The organism is Dyadobacter sp. HNCC25DJ186, from assembly GCF_056895235.1.
Genome location: NZ_JBXHAS010000003.1, coordinates 58,015 through 78,390 on the forward strand (window position 1 = coordinate 58,015; position 20,376 = coordinate 78,390).

The window sequence follows — 20,376 nt, forward strand, 5'->3', positions numbered from 1 at the left end:
TTTACTTTAACAGAAAAGTGAAAATTTACTTGTCTCCTGCCGTTTGACATTACAAAACAACACCTGAAACACGGAATTGAAAAGACATGGATAAAGGTAATGACTGGACTATTCGCGGTATTGTTTTCTGAAAGCCAGCGGCGTATTTGAAGTAACTCTATGATATAGCCTGGAAAAATATGCCGGATCGTCATACCCCAGTGCGAAAGAAATCTCCTTAACTGTCAAATCTGTGTGACAAAGCAGTCGTTTAGCTTCCATAATGACCTCGTTTTGTATCCAATAAGTGGCAGAAAAACCGGTTATATTTTTGACTGCTTCGTTAAGATAGGCGGAGGTAATATGAAGCATACCTGCATACTCAGCAGGACTTTTTATGGATTTATAATTTTTACTGATCAGGCTTTTGAAAGTATTACTGATCTTAAACGGACGAGAATTTTTTATAAAGTTTTCTTGCTTCCTTTGCTGAAAAATACCGGCAAAAATTCCGGTACAAACCTGTGTGATGGACCGAAGCAACTGTGATCGGAAGGGTGTATCCTGCTGATGACACAGGATTTCCTGTAAAAGACTCAGTGATTTATTCAGTATTTCCGCCATTTGCGCATCTACCGGCACAGGCGTTGCACAGCGCGCATATTCTTCGAAAACAGCACGGTGCGTGTCATCCATAAAAGCAAGATCTGTCGCCAGCAGCCAACCGGAAGAATTCTCTGATGCCATCATACGGTGTACCTGTCCTGGTAAAACGCAAAAGACTACACAATCATGAAAATTTACTTCCCGAAAATCAATCATCATTTTTCCCTTTCCTGTTTGTTGAAAAAGGAACATGTGATGGTCGTCTCTGTGAACTCCATACGTTGAAGCTTTGTGGGTTGCAGCTCCGTCAACCCTATGAATTTCCAAACCAAGCCTGGTACGGTCGTTTAGGGAATGAAGCGGAATTGATAAAGTTTCAGACATTTTCTCTCAATTTCTTTTACACAAAAAAGATCTATTGTTTCAGCTTAATTGCTCTGTCGAGCATATCGGTAGATTGCAATATTTTATTTTTCAAATAATAAGGATAATCACCTTTTTCTTTCAGAAAAGTATTGGCTATGTCAGCTGCTTCTTTTTCTGAATGTCCTGAAAATGTGCTATGCAGCCAACGTTGCGGGAAGAAAATGTCACCTGTCAACTGTACGTCCTGCAAAAGATCAAGCGACGGCCGCAGATATTTCAATGCGCTTCTGGATCGCAAAGGATGATGCAGAAAGGACAATGCTTCCAAAACCCAGGCCTCGTGTTCTCTGTTTTCTTCCATTTTTAATGATTCAAAGAACTTGTCGCGTTCTGGTTCGCCCTGGCTTATGGCAGGAATGACGAATTCCATTTTAGCACGCCGGTCTGGATTTTTCGTATTGCTCAGCTGCTTGGCCAGTACACCTTTCGCATCGACATGTCCTTTCAATGCCAGTTCATAAGCCAGTGAAATTTTATCATCTTCAGACAACACCAGATCTTTAACTTTCAGCTGATCATTCCAAAGCACTTCGAGTTTTCTCAACCCGCTTTCCGTTAAAGCTACATTTTTGAAAGCACGGAAATAAGAGTTTTTCATTCCCTTATCAGGCGTGTTTTCCAGTAGTGACCATAGTATTTTTTCTATACTTTCCTGATTTCGTTTACGCTGCTGATCCGTCAGAAATTTCCACCAAATCGTCTGAATATTTGCAAGCAGATAATCAGAGATCAGCGCATTATCTTCCTTTTGCAAAACATCTGAAAGGTAAATAAGGTAACGCTCAGGTTTTGCGCCGTCACCACGCAAAAATCCCTCCCAAATATTAACCAGCATTGCTCCTCTGAAAACCGGATTTGCAAAAGTAGTATCCTTCGAAGTATCGTAACGCAGGAAAAAGTAATCTTCCGAAACAGAATCCATTTTAAAATAGCCATACGCCTCTCCATCCGAATTTGGAAAGACCATCGCCGGAAAATCAGGTTTTCTAACACTTTGAAGCTGATTTGACAGGTTAAGGTTCACCCTGCCCTCAGCAAACTTTTCTTTCCAAAAAACCGCAGCCGGCTGCTGCCAGACACGATCAGAAACAGAATCCTTTTTCTGACGGATCTCAATTTCTTCTTTTTCGCCAATTAATTCATACTCCGGCATTCCAGGCGTTTTGACCCAGACATTACTCCAATCGGCAATATCCAGCGGACTTTTTTTATCAATTATGCCAATCAGATCATCCCAGCGCGCATTTCCGAAAGAATACTTTTTCAGATATTCACTAAGGCTCTCCCGCATCAAGTCTTCCCCAATTTTCGTTTCCAGTTGGCGCATGACGATTGGGGCTTTCTGATAAATAATCCCGCCATATAAAGTCCCGGCATTTTTCAGATTTCCCAGATTTTGAAGGATTGGATTGGTACCCGCACTTCTGTCGACCTCATACGCTCCCGGATAATGTGCCAATAAAAACCTCAGTTTGTGATTGATTTGCGGGAAGGATGGGTGAACAATTTTCGCGGCCATAAAATTGGCAAAAACTTCTTTCAGCCATACGTCATTAAACCAGTCCATCGTGACCAAATCGCCAAACCACATGTGCGCAGATTCATGGGCAATCACACTTGCGCGGGCGAGCTGTCTGTTCACGGGAGGATTTTCGTCAAGAAAAAGGGCTGATTCATTATAAAAAACGGCACCCGGATGCTCCATACCGCCATACTGAAAGGAGGGCAAAAGTACAAAGTCAAACTTTCCGAACGGATATTTGATTGCGGTGTAATCTTCCAGCCAGGAAACAGCTTTTGCATGTAAATTAAAAACCTCATCGCGGTTGCGCTTCACTTTTACGCTGTCCGTTTCCCGATAATACATCGTCATTTCCCGACCATCAATCGTTTTATTCTCCTTGAAAAACTTCCCAACCGCAAAAGCAAAAAGATAGGAACTGATGGGTTTTGTTTTTTCAAAATGGTAGACGCAGGTATCGCCTGACATGGTTTTTTCTTTCAGTTTACCATTAGAAACGGCTTCCCAATGGCCTGGCGTTTTTAGCGTAAGCTGATAAGAAGCTTTAAGATTTGGCTGGTCAAATAAGGGGAAACAAGTGGATGCACGGTCAGGAACGAAGAGTGTGTAAAGATATTCCTCATTCCGGTTTAGAGACAGATCACCTGCAATGAATTCGATCGTGATCTGATTTTGTCCTTTAACAAGTTGATCCGGATTGATGACAATATGTTCATTGATAAATTTATAATCAACGATCTTATCTCCTGATTTTACCGATAGAATCTGACTTTGATCATTACTAAAATCAAGTACCAGAGCAGAATCCAGCGCATTCAGATTAAATAAAATGGTTTGTGTACCTCGTATTTTTTCTACTTTTTTTGAAGGAATATTCAGCTCAATAACATATTGAACACTATCAATCGTCTTCTTCCGGTACTCGTTGAGTGCGAAAGAAACACCCTTTTCTACAACATCTTCTTTATTAGTTTTACAGCTAAAATTCAGCACTGAAACGCTGACTAAAAATATAATTAAAGATCTGATTTTCATTAATGACTTTTTATTAAGTATTGCTATTTTTCTTTCAAAAGAATTAACTGTGTCTGCTGGTTATTCTTCATTCCGGGATTATCGTCGGTGATCAACAGAAGCCGTCGTTTCACATTCTCAGTTCCCCACCACGACATACCTTCCAGATTATCAACCGTAATAGGAAAACCTTCGTTGAAATCAAATGCCGGTTTGGTTTCCTTTTTCAGATGGGAACCTTCAACGGTGACCTGCCACAATTTTGCTTTGATTTTGTTTGTGATTTTCAGATCGAAACACCTTTCCAAAACCAGCAGCTGATTCTCGTTTACGGATAGTATTTCAGAGATTCCGCCACGCTTTTCAGTCGGACTTTGCGGACAGCCACTTCTATCAATGACATAGGAATATTCTCCCGCCTGCGAATATCCGTTTTTTAGTTTCTCAAATTTTCTGAAATGGATCGTATCATTTCCAACTTCGGTCTCCCCGGCCCAACCCGCTTCCGGCGCCACCCAAACATTTCCACTATCAGTCACGGCGATACCCTCGATACCCTTGTTGTCTGCAGGAAGATGAAGCGGCGGAAATAAAAAAGATGGAGGAAAGGCGTCCATGTAACTGACATAAGTAGTCGTGTCACAAGTTTCCGAATTGGCCACATATTCATTTTCAACGGCATAAAAAAACGTATTCGAAGTTGCGTCAAAACGGAGAGCCTCATACCATAATCCCGTTTTTTTATATACAGCAAGATGTTGCCTTTTTTCAAAATCCTGAATGGTATCGATGCTGTCAAAAATAAAATAACTGCCTCTGTCGCTGGCCAGATGCCATTGATTTTTGGAAGAAATATATTCAATTCCGGATATCCCATGCAGGTTACCTTCCGGTTTTTGAGGAAGTAATGTATAATCAGACAGCTCAAATTGGAGCGGCTGCGCTTTTGTAACGTGGGATAAAGAGACAAATAATATTACTATGATCAGGTTTCTCATTTCTGGTAAGCGCTATTGAGGGGGACTGCAAAAATAGTACACATATAGCAGATAATACAGGTTGGGCCCGAAGAGTTTCCGGAAGATCACTCAAATTTTAATCATCCGGCAGATTCTGGGATCGGCTGATAAAAAGCTGGTTCACTCTTCTCAATCTAATAAATCACATCTTTTTGACAACTATAAATCTTCTCTTACCTTTATCTTATGGAAAATACCAGAGAACTAAGGCTTGCGGTGTTGATCGACGCCGACAATGTGCCGTATGCCAATGTAAAGGGTATGTTGGAAGAAATTGCAATTTACGGCACCCCTACTTTTAAACGAATTTACGGCGACTGGACGAAACCTACGCTGTCGGGATGGAAAACGGTTTTACTTGAAAACGCGATAACGCCAGTTCAGCAATATAGTTATACCTCAGGAAAAAACTCTTCGGATTCCGCGTTGATCATCGACGCAATGGACATTCTATACACGGGCAATGTGGATGGTTTTTGCATCGTGTCCAGCGACAGCGATTTTACAAGGCTGGCCACCAGATTGCGTGAGGCAGGGATGAAAGTTTTCGGTATCGGGGAGAAGAAAACGCCATCTGCATTTATAGCTGCATGTAACAAATTCATTTACATAGAAATCCTTAAAAAAGAGACTAAGCCGGAAGCTGCCGTAGCCGAAACATCGAAGTCTGCGAGCGTTCCGAAAGAAGAAATAACGCCTGTTTCTAAAATAGATAAAGGTCTTATTAAATTGATTTCTGAAAGTATTAACGACCTTGCAGATGAAGATGGCTGGATTTTTTTGGGTGTTTTAGGAAATATGATCCTGAAAAAACGACCTGAATTTGACTCCCGAAATTATGGCTTCAAGAAACTGCTGGACCTGATTCGTTCGATTAAAACCATTGAAGTTGAAGAACGGCATACCGGAAAAAATAACACTTCTCACTTTTATGTGAAGACGAAGTGACGTTGAAATTAAATTCGGTTCCAGATACCATCCGGCGACTTCTTGTGGTGTAAAATAGATACGATCACAACTGTGCCCGCAATTTCATCCACGTAAAAGTGAATTCCTTAGGGGAAAATTTTCGTATGAGCCACTCTGACGTTTTTGTACTGGACATTATAAATGAATGGAGCTTTCTGAATATTTGATATTGTATTCCTTATTGCGCTGACAAATCGTTTTTTAAGACCTGGTTTTTGCTCATAATACCAAATTTTTGCAGATTGAAAATCAATATCGACATCATCGAGATATAGAATTTGATACTTCATATCAAATTTCCTTATCTAATTCCTTAAAAAGATCTTCTATTGGCTTTAAGCTGCCTGGATTCTTTTCTATTTTATCAAGTCGCAAATCGATAATTTCTCTTTGCCATTTCGGCAGTTCTTGATTTAGTGTCTCAATATCCGGATAGACTGATTTTATTAAAGTCCAATCGTCAATCGGGATAAAAACGCTGGTGTTCTTTCCGGAACTGTCTTGAATAACCTGTAATTTCATTGGTTACCAATTAGGTATTAACAAAAATAAGAAATTCTAAGCAGCGGTTCAATACACCGTTTGGAATCCTGGAAAAACGCAGATCTTTGTTTTATTCATTTAAAACTTTTTGAGTAATTAAAAAACCTCAGTGACTTATACTACCTAAGCGGAAAAAAATTACGCTTCAACTTATTACTCAAAACCAACTTACCACATTTATGCATTTGAATCGTATTAGCCGCATTATTCCGGCTGTTGTTATAGGATTAGGACTTTTTACTTCCGCCAGTGCGCAGGTTGGCGTTGGAACCAAACCGGTGAAAGGAGCCGAAGTTTTTATGGATGGTTCAAAAAAAATGCTTGACGAAAAATGGATTTATTGGAAAGGTCCCAGGTTAAAGGCTGAGATGCCGATAAAATGGACCGTTGTAAATGATCCTGTCGATAAAGGAACGGTTATTAACTGTTTTGATCCGGCAGCGGCTGGTGGTTTGTACGGCGCAGCTGACATTGTTACGAAAAAGGAGTTCCGCGACTTCCGTGCGCATGTAGAATTTTTTATTACCAAAGAAGGCGGAAACAGCGGTGTTTATTTGCAAAACAGATACGAAATTCAGGTTTTGGATGGCGATACAACATCACATGGAATGGGCGCAATTATTAACGAGACGAAGTCACCATACCAGGCTTACAACGGCGTTGGCAAATGGAATGCCTACGATATCCTCTTCCGTGCAGCAAGATTTAAGGATGGCAAACTGGTCGAAAAACCTATAATTACGCTTTATTTTAATGGAAAAAAGGTTCATACCAATCATGCAATAACGCAGGTTTGGGGCGGGCCAAATTCCGGAATTGACGGCGGTAACGATGGCGGAAAGGGAATCACGGATGTTCCCGGCGGGTTGAAATTACAATCCGAAGGGCATAATGTGTATTATAGAAATATCTGGATCAAGGAAGAAGATCTGAAAAAAGCTGATACTAATTTTTAATATTTCAACTGGAAAAATAAGAAATACATACGTGTTTCAGGAAAGTGTAATCTTAGTCAGGTTACACTTTTTTGTTTAAAAAATTCGCAATTGAGAGGAATAGCCTTGTAAGAGGATAAATTCATTATAAAAAAAGGCTAAATTATACGCTATTAAACCCGATCAATTGACGATGGATAACAGAGTAGTATTTGATTTTGAAATAGCATTCACAAATGGCGGTGGCATACAAGGCCAGGATTTTCGGCTGGATATAGATTCCGACACGATTTCTGACGAAGACCTGGCAGACTATATTGTCAAAGACCTTCGATTACTCATGGTTGGAAAAGTTAATATTCTTAATAAATTCTATATCAATGAAAAACATAAAAGGAAAAGCGAATCCGCTATATCGCCTGATAAATTCATTGATTTAAGCCATGTAATTTTCGACGGATTGATAACGTATAAAGGCCTGCCTGCTCCAATTATTTGTGATTATCTGAGTCGTGAAAAATCAAGGGGCAATTATGAAGAAGGAACAGAATTCCAGATCGGAAAAATCGAAATGGTTACCAATACCGGAACGTATATCGACTGCCCATTCCACCGTTTTAAAGATGGGAAAGACCTGTCAGAAATTGAGCTGGATGCATTTGCCAATCTGGATGCAATTACCATTTTCGCTCCGGAAACGCTGGAAATCGGCATGGAATATTTCAAAGATATTGATATCAGAGAAAAGGCTGTATTGGTTAGAACTGACTGGTCTAGACATTGGAACACCGGGAAATATTATGAAAATCATCCTTTTTTAAGCCAGAAAGCTGCCGAATATTTACGTGATTGCGGCGCTAAACTGGTTGGCATTGACAGCCACAATATCGACGATACGAGAGTAAAAAGCAGGCCGGTCCACACCGTACTTCTTGGCTCAGAAATCCTGATTGTGGAACATTTGTGCAATCTGGATAAATTACCGGAGGCTAATTATACGTTCAGTGCCGTTCCACCAAAATTTAAGGGCGCCGGAACATTCCCTGTTCGCGCCTTTGCCACTATTTTCTAGTTAAAACAAATTATATGATTAATCTCGAAGACGCAAAAAGTAAATATACTTTCAAAATGAAACTGGATATTCGCTGGAGCGATATGGATGAACTACGGCATGTTAACAACGCAGTTTATCTTACCTATTTTGAGCAGGCACGCGTTTACTATTTTCAGGAAGCGTGTCGGTGGGACTGGAAGGAAATCGGTGTAATCCTGGCAAGTGCGCATGTAGATTATTTAAAACCTGTTGTATTTCCTAATCCGACCAATATATACGTCAGGACAAGTAAATTGGGCACAAAAAGTTTCGAAATAAGTTATCTGATTACAAGCACTGTAGATGGCGTTGAAGAATTAACAACAACCGGCTATACAACTATGGTTTTGTATGATTATGAAACCAATAAAAGTGTGATAATCCCCGATTTTCTCAGAGAACGTATCAGGGCTTACGAATCCGCAGGAATCTAAGTTTTTACTGCTGAATATAAAACAAAAAGGGCTGATAATGAATACAAAACCAGCCCATTTCAGAGATTTTTAAACCTATTTCTTCTTATAATTAATCCTGAAAATTGTTCCGTTTAAATCGTCGGTAACATACAGCGCGCCATCGGGCCCTTGGGCGAGCCCACATGGACGGTGCTCTATTGGACCGGTTGGTTTCACAAGGTCAGTACCCGCAAAGTTGTCGGCGAAAATCTCCCACTTCCCTGCTTTTCCATTAACGAATGGTACGAAGGCAACCATATAACCTTTATGCAATTCCGCAGACTGGCTGTGAAATGCGATGAATGCTCCGTTTTTATATCGGGCCGGAAACATGTTTCCCGTGTAAAACATCAATGCATTGGGACCTAAATGTGCTGGAAACGCGGCAACGGGATCCAGTGCTTTTGCTCCGCCTGTTTTTTTGCCGTCACCTCCATATTCCGGAGCCAGGATTTTCTTTTTCTGAATATGATCATAGTAGATATATGGCCAGCCGGCATCGTCTCCTCCTTTCAACTGATACATGGTTTCAGCAGGCAATTCTGCACTTTGTTTCGGCGTATAATACTGAGGATAGAAATCATCAAATTTTCCTCTTCCATGCTGCGTGGCAAACAATGAATTCGTTTTTGTATCCCAGTCAATTCCGACCGCATTTTTGAGTCCGGTACTATAAAGTTTGCCGTCAGCGAAAGTCTGGTTTAACTTATCCGCCTTAAATTTCCATATCCCGCCAGCCGAATCAAGGATTGTACATGGCGACATTCCCTTCCCACTTCCGGCAACCCTGCAATTGTCGTTATAAGAACCAACAGTGACATAAAGATTCCCCTCTTTGTCAAGCGTGATCGGTTTTGCATTATCGCGGCCCTTATCGACCAATCCGTCCAGAATTTTTTCAGGTTTGTCGGTATCAATAATTTCCTCTTTTTCATTTAGTTTGTACCGATACACGCCTGTATTACTCGAAGAATACAAATATCCATCCTTGATATAGATGCCGGTTCCTGGGTAATCGCCAAACATTTTTTTCTCGTCAATAACACCATCGTTATTTGCATCCCGTAAAATGTATATACCTTTCCCATCTTTCAGCTTTGAAAGTTTGACGTAGATATCACCACTTTTTCCAACTGCAATATGTCTGGTCGGGCCAAGATCGGAAGCCAGAACGGTTGCGGAAAAACCGACAGGAAGTTTAATCTTTTTATCTGTTTCATTGGCAGTAATTTTCCGGGCTGTCGTTTCAGACCGATCAAATTCTCTCATGGCGAGTAACCCACTAATTCCTGCAACGGCTGTAAAAATTGTAGCAGTTCTAAAAAATGTTCTTTGCATCTGGTTAATCAAAAGGTTTAGAAAAGTTTAACTTTATGTAATAATTGGACTGATGGACGGATTGACCTATGCTAATAAAAGCATTAGAAAGGCAATATTACTCTGGACCTTCAATGATTTTCAAAATAATAAATTCTTATGGAATGTTTTTTGGAAAAATTAGTTTAAAACAATTGTCAGTAATATTTTTGACCACGTTTTAGGCACTTGCCAAACTTCCGCTAACCTTAAATTCTATTAACATGATAATTGATGACGATTTTTCACTAGATGACGATGATGATGACTTGCCGGGATATCCGCTCTACCCTGCATCAGAGGATGTTTTCAGCAAAGGATTGATTGAGGAAGATATTGATCCTGAGGATATCAGCAAAATAAAAAAAGAATTGGGCCTGGAAGCCGATGACTGGAATGAGAAAGATTTCGACGATGATCTGACTGGTGATGACCTGGATGTCCCTGGATCAGAACTGGATGATGATGAAGAAATTGACGGGAACGAGGATGAGGAAAACAATTATTACAGCTTAGGCGGCGATAATCACAACGATCTTGAAGAAAACCAGGGGGATTAAAAATTCATAAAAGGTTTATAGCTATCTGATTTATCCCGGTCCTTAACCGGGATAACATTTTTGTTACCGTTAACAAAAAAGAATTAGGAGAACACAGTAGATAATTTTGAAATTAATTTAATAATAAGAGGATTCTTATTCAATATTTTAATCAAACCAATATTATTCCTTTTTTCTCACTTTTTGTTAGAATATATTTGCTGTAATGATTATTATTATACTCAAATATTCTAATGAAATTCCTATTTACAAGTTTTCTTCTCCTATCCTGTCTTATACATCCCGGCGTTTTTGCTCAAAGCAAATATGAATTAAATGCTGGCTGGAAATGCAGCTCTATCCTGAAAGTAAAAGATCAGGGACAAGCTATTTCTTCTCCGGCTTATTCTTTAGCAAACTGGCTACCGGCAGTTGTGCCAGGTACTGTTTTGACCACAATGCTGGAAAATAAACAAATTCCGGATCCGTTCATTGGCATGAACAATGAGAAAATCCCTGATATTTTCAAAACCGGTAATGACTATTACACTTATTGGTTTGTAAAAGATTTCTCTGAAACCGTTAAACCTGGCGAAGAAGTATGGCTTCATTTCCGGGGTGTGAATTACAGCTCGGATATCTTCTTGAACGGAAAAAAACTTAACGCTAAAAAGCACAGCGGCATGTTTCTTCGTCAGTCTTTTAATATCACATCTCTATTACAAAAATCAGGCACCAACCGTCTGGCTGTCATTGTTTACCCACCCGAAGAAGTTGGAAATCCAAATGGAGGGCAGGGCGGAGATGGCGCTATTGCCAAAAATGTTGCACATCAGTATGTGGCTGGCTGGGACTGGATTCAGCCAGTTCGTGACCGCAACACAGGGATCTGGGACAAAGTTATTATTGAAAAAACAGGGAAAATCAATATCAAAAACCCTCATATTGTTACGCTTGTCAATGGTCCGCGAAAACCAGAAGGAAATCAGAAACCTGCAACGGTTAAAGTTTCAACGGAGGTCGAAAATCCAACGAACGCTTCTCTAAAAGGGACTTTACTATTCACGATCGATGGAAAGAAAGTTTCGAAAGAAATTACAGTAAAACCGCATACCACAGCAGAAATTACTTTGCCTGATCTTACTCTGGAAAACCCAAAACTTTGGTGGCCGTATGGGTATGGGGCCCAGCATTTGTATGCTTCAAAAATTCAGTTTGTTATTAACGGAACGGTTTCAGATGAGGAAAAAATTAATGTGGGTGTCCGCGAGATCCAGGCTGACTGGAATTCGGTGACGCGCAGCAAGCAAATTTCTGTGAACGGTCAGCGCGTATTTATTAAAGGTGGAAACTGGATTATTTCGGATGCGATGCTTCGTTTTACTGATGCCAGATATGATGCAGAAGTTCGCTTCCACCGGGATATGAACCTGAATTTGTTGCGTATCTGGGGCGGCGCGCTGACAGAAAGGCCTGAATTTTATGACGCCTGTGATAAATACGGAATCCTGGTTATGCAGGATTTCTGGGGATCCGGTGATTGCAATGGCCGGTGGGTTGACCCTATGAAGAGAGACGACCAGTGGGTACGCAGGAAATATCCGGACGATCATAATTTGTTTCTTGAATCAGCGGCAGACCAGATAAAGATGATACGAAATTATCCGTCGCTTGCCATCTGGTGTGGCGGAAATGAAATTACGCTGCCACAGGATATTATGCTTCCGCTTCGTGATTCGATACTGACCAGGCTGGACGGAACTCGTTGGTTTGTTGATTATTCAAATTCTGATGATATGTCTTTCAATTTCCTTGGAGGAAACGGTGACGGGCCTTATGGAATTCAGCCATTAAAACGCTTTTTCGAATATAGAACCTGGCCGTTTAACTCAGAAATCGGGTCCGTAGGTGTTGGGGATTATGAGTCGCTGGAACGTTTCATGTCAAAGGAAAATCTTGTTCCACCGGTTTACAATACAAAAGACAAAAAGGAAACTGTGGATTCGGTTTGGGAATATCACAAATATATCGGCTACGGCGGATATATCGAACCTTACGGAAAAGCAAAAGATCTGCGGGATTTTGGTAAAAAAGCACAGCTTGTGAATTATGATCAGTACCGATCTTTGATGGAAGGTTTTACTGCGCATATGTGGGATTGGTATACCGGTGTAATCATCTGGAAAACACAAAATCCATGGACATCGCTTCGCGGCCAGATGTATGATTATTATCTTGACCCAAATGCCTGTTTATACGGTTTAAAAAACGGAAGTGCGCCTCTGCATATCATGTTTAACCAAGCCGATAGTACCATCATGATCGCAAATAACACCTTCAAACATCAGTATGATTTGATGTGGGTGGCCAAAACGATTGATATGAATGGCAAAGAAACCAGTCTTGGACAGGCATTTTCAGAAATAGGGCCTTCGACTACGAGAATGATTACGCCTTTCAATACTTCTATTCGTGAACTTGCAAAAAAAGAAGGCGTTTTCTTATCGCTAAGATTGTTGAACCTGGACAAGGAAATTGTGAGCGATAATTTATACTGGCTCCCCGATGCCGAAGGTAATTACAGCGGTTTGAATAAAATGCCAAAGGCTGAGATCAGTATCAGAACAAAACAGCTGGAAAAAGGAAAAATTGAAGTGACTTTATCAAATCCAGCAAAAAATCCTGTGGCATTTTTCAACCGATTATCACTTGTTGACCCAAAAACGAAAAAGCGAATTCTGCCTGTTTTTTATGATGACAATTATGTGTCTGTTTTACCGGGAGAAAATAAAACGGTAATTATGGACTATACACCTTCATCAGAAGAAATGCCACTCGTGTCACTCGATGGCTGGAATGTGAAAGAGCAATTTATTGAAATAAAATAATTTATCGCAAAATATAAAGACCGGAGAAAAGACAAGTAAGTTAAGATTGCGTATTCCTTTTTTTATAAACAATCAAAACCATGGCTGACTTTTCTCCGGAATCTTTTAAAATCGAGTTACTCAATATTCTCAGTTACTGGGAAAAATATGCTGTTAACAGAAAAACCGGAGGTTTTTATGGGCGGGTAAATTATGACAATGAAGGAATTGCTGATGCGCCGCACGCCGTTGTGATCACCAGCCGTATTCTCTGGACGTTTTCAATGGCGAAGCGATTACTCAAAGATCCTAAATATCTGATCGTTGCTGACCGCGCTTTCCAGGACCTTTCGATTCATTTTATTGATGCAAAATATGGTGGTGTGTTTTGGTCGACAGATGGTGATAATAAGCCGTTGGAAATGAAAAAGCAGATTTATGGAAATGCTTTTGCCTTGTATGGTCTAAGTGAATATTACCGGACGACCAACTTCCCTCCTGCTCTTGAACGTGCGAAGGAATTGTTTTATATTATTGAAAAACATGCTTTTGATCCTGTGAATGGAGGTTACCGCGAAGCATTTTCCAGAGACTGGACGAATACTGACGACTTTATTTTGAGTAAAAGTCCATGGAATAAAAGTATGAATACGCATTTGCATTTGGTGGAAGCCTATACAAATCTGTACCGCGTTTGGCCTGATAAGAAGCTTAAAAAACAAACCATTGGCATGCTTAATGCAATACTTGATCGTATCGTAAATAGCAAAACCAACCGTATGGAAATGTTTTTCAGCGAGAAATGGGAAACAAAAGATCAGGTAATTTCCTATGGCCATGATATTGAAGCGTCCTGGCTTTTATACGAAACCGCGGAAGTTTTAAAGGATGAAAAGTTGTTGAGCAAAACGCGTAAACAATGTATTCTGATGGCCGAAGCAGCTTTAACAGGCCTTGGTGCTGATGGTGCATTAAACTATGAATATGATCCCAAAACCAATCACACCAAAACCGAGCGAAGCTGGTGGGTTGCAGCCGAGCAATTGGTAGGATTTTATAATGCATACCAGCTCACAGGTAATGGAGATTTCAGGGTAAAAGCGGAGAAAAGCTGGGATTACATAGAGAATAAATTCGTAGACAAAGAACGCGGAGAATGGTTTGGCACGGTAAAAGACGACGGTATTCAGATCCGCGGCGACAAAGCAAATTTCTGGAAATGCCCATATCACAATGCCAGAGCATGTGTCGAAATGTGGAAACGGCTTGAAAATGCACATTAGTAGACGTGAATATTCTTATTCTAATGTAACTTTTAAAAGAATCTTTTAATTTATTTATTCTACGAGTAATTAAATTTATTTAAAAAAGGTAAATTTAGGAACACATTCCTATATTTATAACGACAACCACTCATCGTTACCTCATTATATTGGCAAACTACCCACACTAACGGATTTTATTTCGGATTCTTTAATCAAATAGAACAATTCTTGCGTATACCAAAAAATACAACCTAACTATAAAAATTTAACCTAACTCCGCTACAATGGCAAAAGTTAATCTTGACGTACCCGATAAAGTTCATCTAAAAGCGAAACAGCTTCAACTTGAATTAGAAGAAAACGACAAACGCATTACCCTTCAGGAGCTATATAAAGAGCTGGTCATCATCGGACTCGAAGCAATGAAGAAAAAAATGATTAATGGCACCGCTCTGACAGATTCCAAGAGTTTTTCAGCAATCGCCAGTTAGTTTTATTACCATTTTGTCAGGAATATCTTTCTGACTGTCCAGCCATGTCTTAATTCTTGTTAGTGATTTCTTAGCATTTTTTGCTAGGATGTTATTCTTATGCGTCTCGTCTTGATATACCGGTGTGACCATTTTGCTCCATGACAGTCTGTTATTGAAAAATGTAGTTATTTGATTGGTGTTTAAAATTAAATAAACACTCGTTGGGAGATTACATAAAATTCATCAACACACGAGTCAATGAAACGCAATGACACGCTATGGAAGGGCATATTGGAAAATGTCTATGAAGATTTTCTACGCTTCTTTTTTGAGAACGCGGATGAGCTTTTTGATATAGAAAAAGGCTTTCAGTTTCTGGACAAAGAGTTGGAACAACTGTTTCCGACTGAGGATATTGAATCGCCAAAATTTGTTGACAAACTGGTAAAGGTGTTTACAAAGAGCGGAACTGAAGATTGGATTTTGGTCCATATTGAAGTTCAGGGCTACGACGATAAAGACTTCGCCAGGCGAATGTTCACTTATTTTTATCGTATCCTGGATAAGTATGGAAAGCCGGTAACAGCCATTGCAATCTTTACAGATTCTAACCAAAAATTTCGCCCATATGAATATGAGTACGATTATTTAGGCACCAAGTGTGTTTTTCAGTTTAATACTTTTAAAATAGCTGACCAAAGTGAAATAGGGTTATTAAAAAATGAAAATCCATTTTCTGTCGTTGTGCTAACGGTCATGCTGGCGTTGAAGAAAAAGGATCTAGGTGACGATGAGTTATATAATCTGAAATTTTCACTTGCTAAAAATCTGCTTGGAAGAAATATTGAGAAGAGGAAAGTCAATGATTTGTTGATTTTTTTACAGCGGTATGTAAGCTTTGCAGATCCACATTATAATGTTAAATTCGATAAAAAAATAGAAGAGTTAACCGAAAACCAAAAGACTATGGGAATAAGGGAGCTAGTACTGGACCTGGCAAAAAAGGAAGGTATCAAGGAAGGAATTACCAAAGGAGTTGAAAAAGGGATCGAACAGAGCAAAACCGAATTTGTTAAAAATTTGTTAAAAACCGCTAAATTTTCGGTATCAGAAATAGCCAGTTTAGCCGACGTGACAGAGAGCTTCGTTTTGAAGGTTCAAAAGACAATATAACAATTAATTTGAAAGCTCAGTCTATCTTAATTGTGCAGGTATTATAAAACGAAACGCTCCGGAAATTGACTTTTCGGAGCGTTTTGTTTTCTGATATATCGAACTATTTTGTTGTTTCGCCACCCGTAATCCAGGTATTTATTTTCGCTTCCAGCAGGTTCAGCGGAACACATCCTGATTCCAAAACTTTGTTATGAAATACCTGGATATTGAATTTATCACCTTTTTCCTTTTCAGCTTTCGAACGTAGTTCACGGATTTTCAACTGCCCTATTTTATAGGACAATGCCTGCCCTGCGCCCGCCATATATCTTTCTACTTCTGCGGTGATACTTTCCTCCGATTCCGCTTCGTGATCGATTGAATATTGGATCGCCTTCTCTCTCGACCATCCTTTTGAATGAATTCCGGTGTCAACGACAAGACGTATTGCGCGGTGCATTTCGGCACTTAACATTCCGAAATACTGATACGGATCGGTATATAATCCTAATTCTTTACCAAGCGATTCACAATAAAGTGCCCAACCCTCGCCGTATGCGCTATACCAAATATTTTTCCTAAAAGTTGGCAAAGCTTTATTTTCTTGCTGTAACGAAATCTGGTAATGATGTCCGGGAATAGCTTCGTGTAAAAATAAACTCTCGTCTGAAACGTCGTTATACTCTTTCACATTTGGAATCGGAACATAAAACACGCCCGGCCTCGAACCATCGGCCAAACCCGGATTATATTCGGCCGAAGCAGATGCTTCTCGAAAAGCCTCTGTACGCCGCACCTCAAAAGCTGCCTTCGGCGTCAGATCAAACAATTTTCTCAGATTAGGTTTCATCGTTTCGTGAATCTGATTGAAATGCGCAATCACCTCTTCCGGTTTTGTAAAAGGCATCAGCTTCTTATTAGTTCTGACATCAGCGAAAAATGCTTTAAGATTTCCTTTGAAGCCTACCTGCTCTTTTACTTTCAGCATCTCTTTAGAAATACGCTCCACCTCACTCAATCCTAACGCATGAATTTCGTCGGAAGTCATTGAAGTGGTTGTGTAATACTTGATGTAGGCGTCATATAAGGCCTTCCCATTCGGAAGATCCATAAAACCACTCGTTGAGCGACCGGCCGGCAAATACTCTTTCTCAACAAAATCATGTAACCGTTTGAAGGCAGGAATTACCTTTTCTTCCACCATTGCCGTATATCCCTTCGTCAATCGGGCCTTGTCATCAGCGGCAAAAGAATCAGGGAACTTCGTTACGGGTGTATAAAACAAATGCTGCGCCGTTGGGCCATGATCCATGTCAGCCAGCTGAGGAATCATTTTCTTAATCAAAGGTACCGGTAAGACATATCCCTTTTTTATCCCCTCCCTCATATTAACGATGGCAGTATCACACCAAACGGTAAATCCATCAACACGTTTCAACCAATTGTCATAATCCTCTACTGTTTTAAAAGGCTGCATACTTGCTCCACTGGCCAATTGGGCAACCACCAAATGCGTTGAAAAGATCTGGTTTATCGGCATAAGTTGTGTCGGAAAAGTCAGCAGTTCCAGGTTAATACTGCATTCCCAGCTTAATAAATCAAAACTGGTTTTCTCCTCCTCATTTAACTCCTCCCGATCATATTTCCCAAGTTCCGCCTGATATTTGCTGTAAAATTCAACGAGCTTCTTTTTATAATCTTTTGTCAGATCATTAGGAAACTGATCATTGTATCGGTTATCACCGTTCATCGTTGCTTCCAGCGGATACAGAGGCAACTTATCTTCATAATAATTATCAAACAATTCGCCAACCGGCGGAAGCAATTCTTCAGAAGCTTTTTGTTGACAGGCTTGCATAATAATACTCATTAATAAAACCAGAATCAGGGATTTGTTCATTGTAAGGATTTAAGGTAGTGGGCTAAAACAGGTTTATCGCCTTCAACGATTTTCCTGTCCAAGTTTAAGAAAACAGACGAAAAAATCTAATTTTTATTTTACATTTATCTCAAATTAATGGCGTGTCCCGCCATTGTTATTAAAAGAAAATCCTGCGCATCAATTTCTCCACTTGACCGTGAGAAGAAATTGATGTGCAGGATTTATAAATTTTTCCTTATTAAAACAATTCATCAAAAAATTGAAGCATTGCTTCCCAGGAACGCTTCGCCGCTTTTTCATTGTAAGCGGCGCCTTTGGAATTATCATTCCCTGCCGCTGGATCTGTAAAACTATGCACGGAGTTGGCATAATAAACCATTTGCCAGTCCGCGTTTGCCTTTTTCAGTTCGCTTTGAAACGCCGCAACTTCTTTCGCAGGAACAAAATTATCATCGGCTCCATGCAGAATCAGAAGTTTTGGCTTAATCGCTGGAACCGCGCGAGAAAAATCACGACCCAAACCGCCGTGGAAGGAAACAATTCCCTTCACCGGGAAGTTTTCTCTTGCCGCTTCAACTGCTCCCGTTCCGCCAAAACAATATCCGATTATGGCAATGTTCTCTGGATCGGCCCCAGCCTTCACCAATTGATCTAAAGCCAGTGTGATACGCTTTTGGTATTCGGTATAATTTTTCTTAAAATAACCTGACAACTCTGCCGCCGCTTTCTGGTCTTTTGGTACTTTTCCTTCACCATAAATGTCAGCCACAAATGCATAATAACCCAAGGCAGATAATTTTTCTGCGCTGTTCTTAGAATGCGCATCGATACCCATCCAGGCTGGAAGAATCAATACGCCGGCTTTTTTCTTATTCGAGGTTTTCGGTTTTGCTGCGAAACCATTTAATTTTTGAGTTCCGTCAGCATAACTGACAGGTTGCAGCTGCGCATAACCGGAAGACGTCATCAGGAGTAAAGCAAATAACAGGTAAAATTTCTCGATTTTCATAGGTTTGATTTATGGGTTTCTAATTTAAAACAAAATTAAAGCAACATGGAAACTTCACTTTCAACATCACTGTTTCGCGCAGCATTGTTGACAGTTGCATTACCAACAAACAGGATTACCAGACTCACCAGCGAGCAGGCGGCCATCATCGCCACCATAGGAATGGCGGTATTGTTGTGCAAAACACTGACAATAATAGAAATGATTGCCCCAGCTCCCATCCGCCAGCTTCCCATCAGTGCAGAAGCACTACCCGTATGTTTTTTGAAGGGTGCCAGAGAAAGTGCGGATGTATTTGGCCCGGTCAAACCTTGGCCTGTCAGGAAAATAAACATCATTCCGATCAATGTATACAGGTTATACCAGTTGTAATAAACGCCCAGAACAAGCAGTGTACCGACAACGCTTTGATACATCAGTGTTGTTTTAATGATCTGCTCGCTATTGTATTTCTTCAACAGAAAATGATTCAACTGGGTGGAACCGATCATGGCAAATGCCAGAAACGCAAAAATCCAACCGTACTGCTGTTCAGAAACTTTGTAGATATTCATGAAAACATCAGAAGAACCAGCGATATAAGCAAATGGAGCCGCTGTTGCCAGACCTCCTGCCATCGTATAAATTAAAAACTGAGGCTGTCTGAGTACCGTTAGAAAACTGCCAATAACCGCTTGTGGTTTTAGTGATACAGTCGGGTCTGGTGATTTGCCGGCTGGAAGAAAAAAGTAAATCGCGGCGATAATCAGAAGCACAATACCTGCAAGAATGATAAAAACCCAGTTCCAGCCAAAAGCCGAAGTCACGTAACCGCCAACCGTCGGAGCAATCATTGGGGAAACCGCGATTACCAGCGTAATCATAGAAAAAACTTCTGCTCGCTTATCTTTTGTAAATAAATCACTTACCAAAGCTTGTGAAGAAACTAATCCTACGCAACCACCAATAGCCTGGAAAAATCGCATAACAATCAACGCCTCAACAGAAGAGGTAAGTGCGCAGCCGATCGATGCAAGAATGTAAATCACAAGGCCGGCATACAGTGGAGTTTTCCTCCCAAAACGATCCAGAAGAGGGCCATAAAGCACCTGACCGATACATATCCCAATCAGATATCCTGTTAAAGATAGTTGAACTTTATCAATTGTCGTGTTGAGATCCGTTGCAATCCTGGGAAAACCAGGCAGATACATATCGATTGAAAACGGACTTACAGTGGCAAGTGATCCTAAAATCAGGATCATGTAGGAGTATTGTTTGCGGCTCATG

General features: G+C 40.3%; 17 protein-coding genes. 9 read left to right on the forward strand and 8 right to left on the reverse strand.

The annotated features are described in order from the left end of the window. Nucleotides 1-108: 108 nt before the first annotated feature. From AC1XUO_RS09970 to AC1XUO_RS09980, 3 genes are read right to left on the reverse strand one after another with little or no spacing between them, the layout of a single operon-like run. A complete protein-coding gene (locus AC1XUO_RS09970) occupies nucleotides 109-969 on the reverse strand; it encodes a helix-turn-helix domain-containing protein (protein WP_483329636.1) in 861 nt (286 codons plus the stop codon). A 31-nt stretch (nucleotides 970-1,000) separates the two neighbouring features. Beyond that, nucleotides 1,001-3,568: a M1 family aminopeptidase gene (locus tag AC1XUO_RS09975; RefSeq protein WP_483329637.1), complete on the reverse strand. Its 2,568-nt coding sequence runs from the start codon at nucleotides 3,566-3,568 to the stop codon at nucleotides 1,001-1,003. 23 nt (nucleotides 3,569-3,591) lie between these two features. Continuing rightward, a complete protein-coding gene (locus tag AC1XUO_RS09980; protein WP_483329638.1) occupies nucleotides 3,592-4,545 on the reverse strand; it encodes an esterase-like activity of phytase family protein in 954 nt (317 codons plus the stop codon). A 207-nt stretch (nucleotides 4,546-4,752) separates the two neighbouring features. Between AC1XUO_RS09980 and AC1XUO_RS09985 the strand changes: the two genes are divergently transcribed. Further along, on the forward strand, nucleotides 4,753-5,514 hold the full coding sequence (locus tag AC1XUO_RS09985; protein ID WP_483329639.1) for an NYN domain-containing protein: 762 nt from the start codon (nucleotides 4,753-4,755) through the stop codon (nucleotides 5,512-5,514). A gap of 312 nt (nucleotides 5,515-5,826) precedes the next feature. On the opposite strand, the gene AC1XUO_RS09990 is transcribed toward AC1XUO_RS09985, so the two are convergent. Continuing rightward, on the reverse strand, nucleotides 5,827-6,057 hold the full coding sequence (locus AC1XUO_RS09990) for an addiction module component CHP02574 family protein (protein WP_483329640.1): 231 nt from the start codon (nucleotides 6,055-6,057) through the stop codon (nucleotides 5,827-5,829). Between the two features lie 200 nt (nucleotides 6,058-6,257). Here AC1XUO_RS09990 and AC1XUO_RS09995 point away from each other — a divergent pair, with 200 nt between their 5' ends. The 3 genes from AC1XUO_RS09995 to AC1XUO_RS10005 all read left to right on the forward strand — a co-directional run bounded on the left by AC1XUO_RS09995 (nucleotide 6,258) and on the right by AC1XUO_RS10005 (nucleotide 8,540). Then, a complete protein-coding gene (locus tag AC1XUO_RS09995; RefSeq protein WP_483329641.1) occupies nucleotides 6,258-7,034 on the forward strand; it encodes a 3-keto-disaccharide hydrolase in 777 nt (258 codons plus the stop codon). Between the two features lie 172 nt (nucleotides 7,035-7,206). Next, entirely contained in the window at nucleotides 7,207-8,085 is an 879-nt protein-coding gene (locus AC1XUO_RS10000; protein WP_483329642.1) for a cyclase family protein, read from the forward strand. Nucleotides 8,086-8,099: 14 nt separating this feature from the next. After that, nucleotides 8,100-8,540 carry an acyl-CoA thioesterase gene (locus AC1XUO_RS10005; RefSeq protein ID WP_483329643.1) on the forward strand — a complete coding sequence of 147 codons (441 nt, stop codon included), beginning with the start codon at nucleotides 8,100-8,102 and terminating at the stop codon, nucleotides 8,538-8,540. Nucleotides 8,541-8,615: 75 nt separating this feature from the next. Here AC1XUO_RS10005 and AC1XUO_RS10010 read toward each other — a convergent pair whose 3' ends face one another. Beyond that, entirely contained in the window at nucleotides 8,616-9,899 is a 1,284-nt protein-coding gene (locus AC1XUO_RS10010; RefSeq protein WP_483329644.1) for a PQQ-dependent sugar dehydrogenase, read from the reverse strand. 242 nt (nucleotides 9,900-10,141) lie between these two features. Between AC1XUO_RS10010 and AC1XUO_RS10015 the strand changes: the two genes are divergently transcribed. From AC1XUO_RS10015 to AC1XUO_RS10035, 5 genes are all read left to right on the forward strand, one after another. Continuing rightward, nucleotides 10,142-10,477 (forward strand): hypothetical protein, encoded by a 336-nt coding sequence (locus tag AC1XUO_RS10015; RefSeq protein WP_483329645.1) that lies wholly within the window; start codon nucleotides 10,142-10,144, stop codon nucleotides 10,475-10,477. Nucleotides 10,478-10,710: 233 nt separating this feature from the next. Continuing rightward, a complete protein-coding gene (locus AC1XUO_RS10020; protein ID WP_483329646.1) occupies nucleotides 10,711-13,344 on the forward strand; it encodes a glycoside hydrolase family 2 protein in 2,634 nt (877 codons plus the stop codon). An 80-nt stretch (nucleotides 13,345-13,424) separates the two neighbouring features. Then, nucleotides 13,425-14,606: an AGE family epimerase/isomerase gene (locus AC1XUO_RS10025; RefSeq protein WP_483329647.1), complete on the forward strand. Its 1,182-nt coding sequence runs from the start codon at nucleotides 13,425-13,427 to the stop codon at nucleotides 14,604-14,606. A 266-nt stretch (nucleotides 14,607-14,872) separates the two neighbouring features. Then, nucleotides 14,873-15,079 carry a hypothetical protein gene (locus tag AC1XUO_RS10030; protein ID WP_235153828.1) on the forward strand — a complete coding sequence of 69 codons (207 nt, stop codon included), beginning with the start codon at nucleotides 14,873-14,875 and terminating at the stop codon, nucleotides 15,077-15,079. A 240-nt stretch (nucleotides 15,080-15,319) separates the two neighbouring features. Further along, on the forward strand, nucleotides 15,320-16,234 hold the full coding sequence (locus AC1XUO_RS10035) for an RpnC/YadD family protein (protein ID WP_483329648.1): 915 nt from the start codon (nucleotides 15,320-15,322) through the stop codon (nucleotides 16,232-16,234). A 103-nt stretch (nucleotides 16,235-16,337) separates the two neighbouring features. On the opposite strand, the gene AC1XUO_RS10040 is transcribed toward AC1XUO_RS10035, so the two are convergent. The 3 genes from AC1XUO_RS10040 to AC1XUO_RS10050 form a co-directional block, all read right to left on the reverse strand. Next, nucleotides 16,338-18,116 (reverse strand): DUF885 domain-containing protein, encoded by a 1,779-nt coding sequence (locus AC1XUO_RS10040; RefSeq protein ID WP_483329649.1) that lies wholly within the window; start codon nucleotides 18,114-18,116, stop codon nucleotides 16,338-16,340. A gap of 220 nt (nucleotides 18,117-18,336) precedes the next feature. Then, complete coding sequence (locus AC1XUO_RS10045; RefSeq protein ID WP_483329650.1) at nucleotides 18,337-19,107, reverse strand: dienelactone hydrolase family protein; 771 nt, start codon at nucleotides 19,105-19,107, stop codon at nucleotides 18,337-18,339. A 35-nt stretch (nucleotides 19,108-19,142) separates the two neighbouring features. Next, a complete protein-coding gene (locus AC1XUO_RS10050) occupies nucleotides 19,143-20,375 on the reverse strand; it encodes a multidrug effflux MFS transporter (protein WP_483329651.1) in 1,233 nt (410 codons plus the stop codon). Nucleotide 20,376 lies beyond the last annotated feature (1 nt).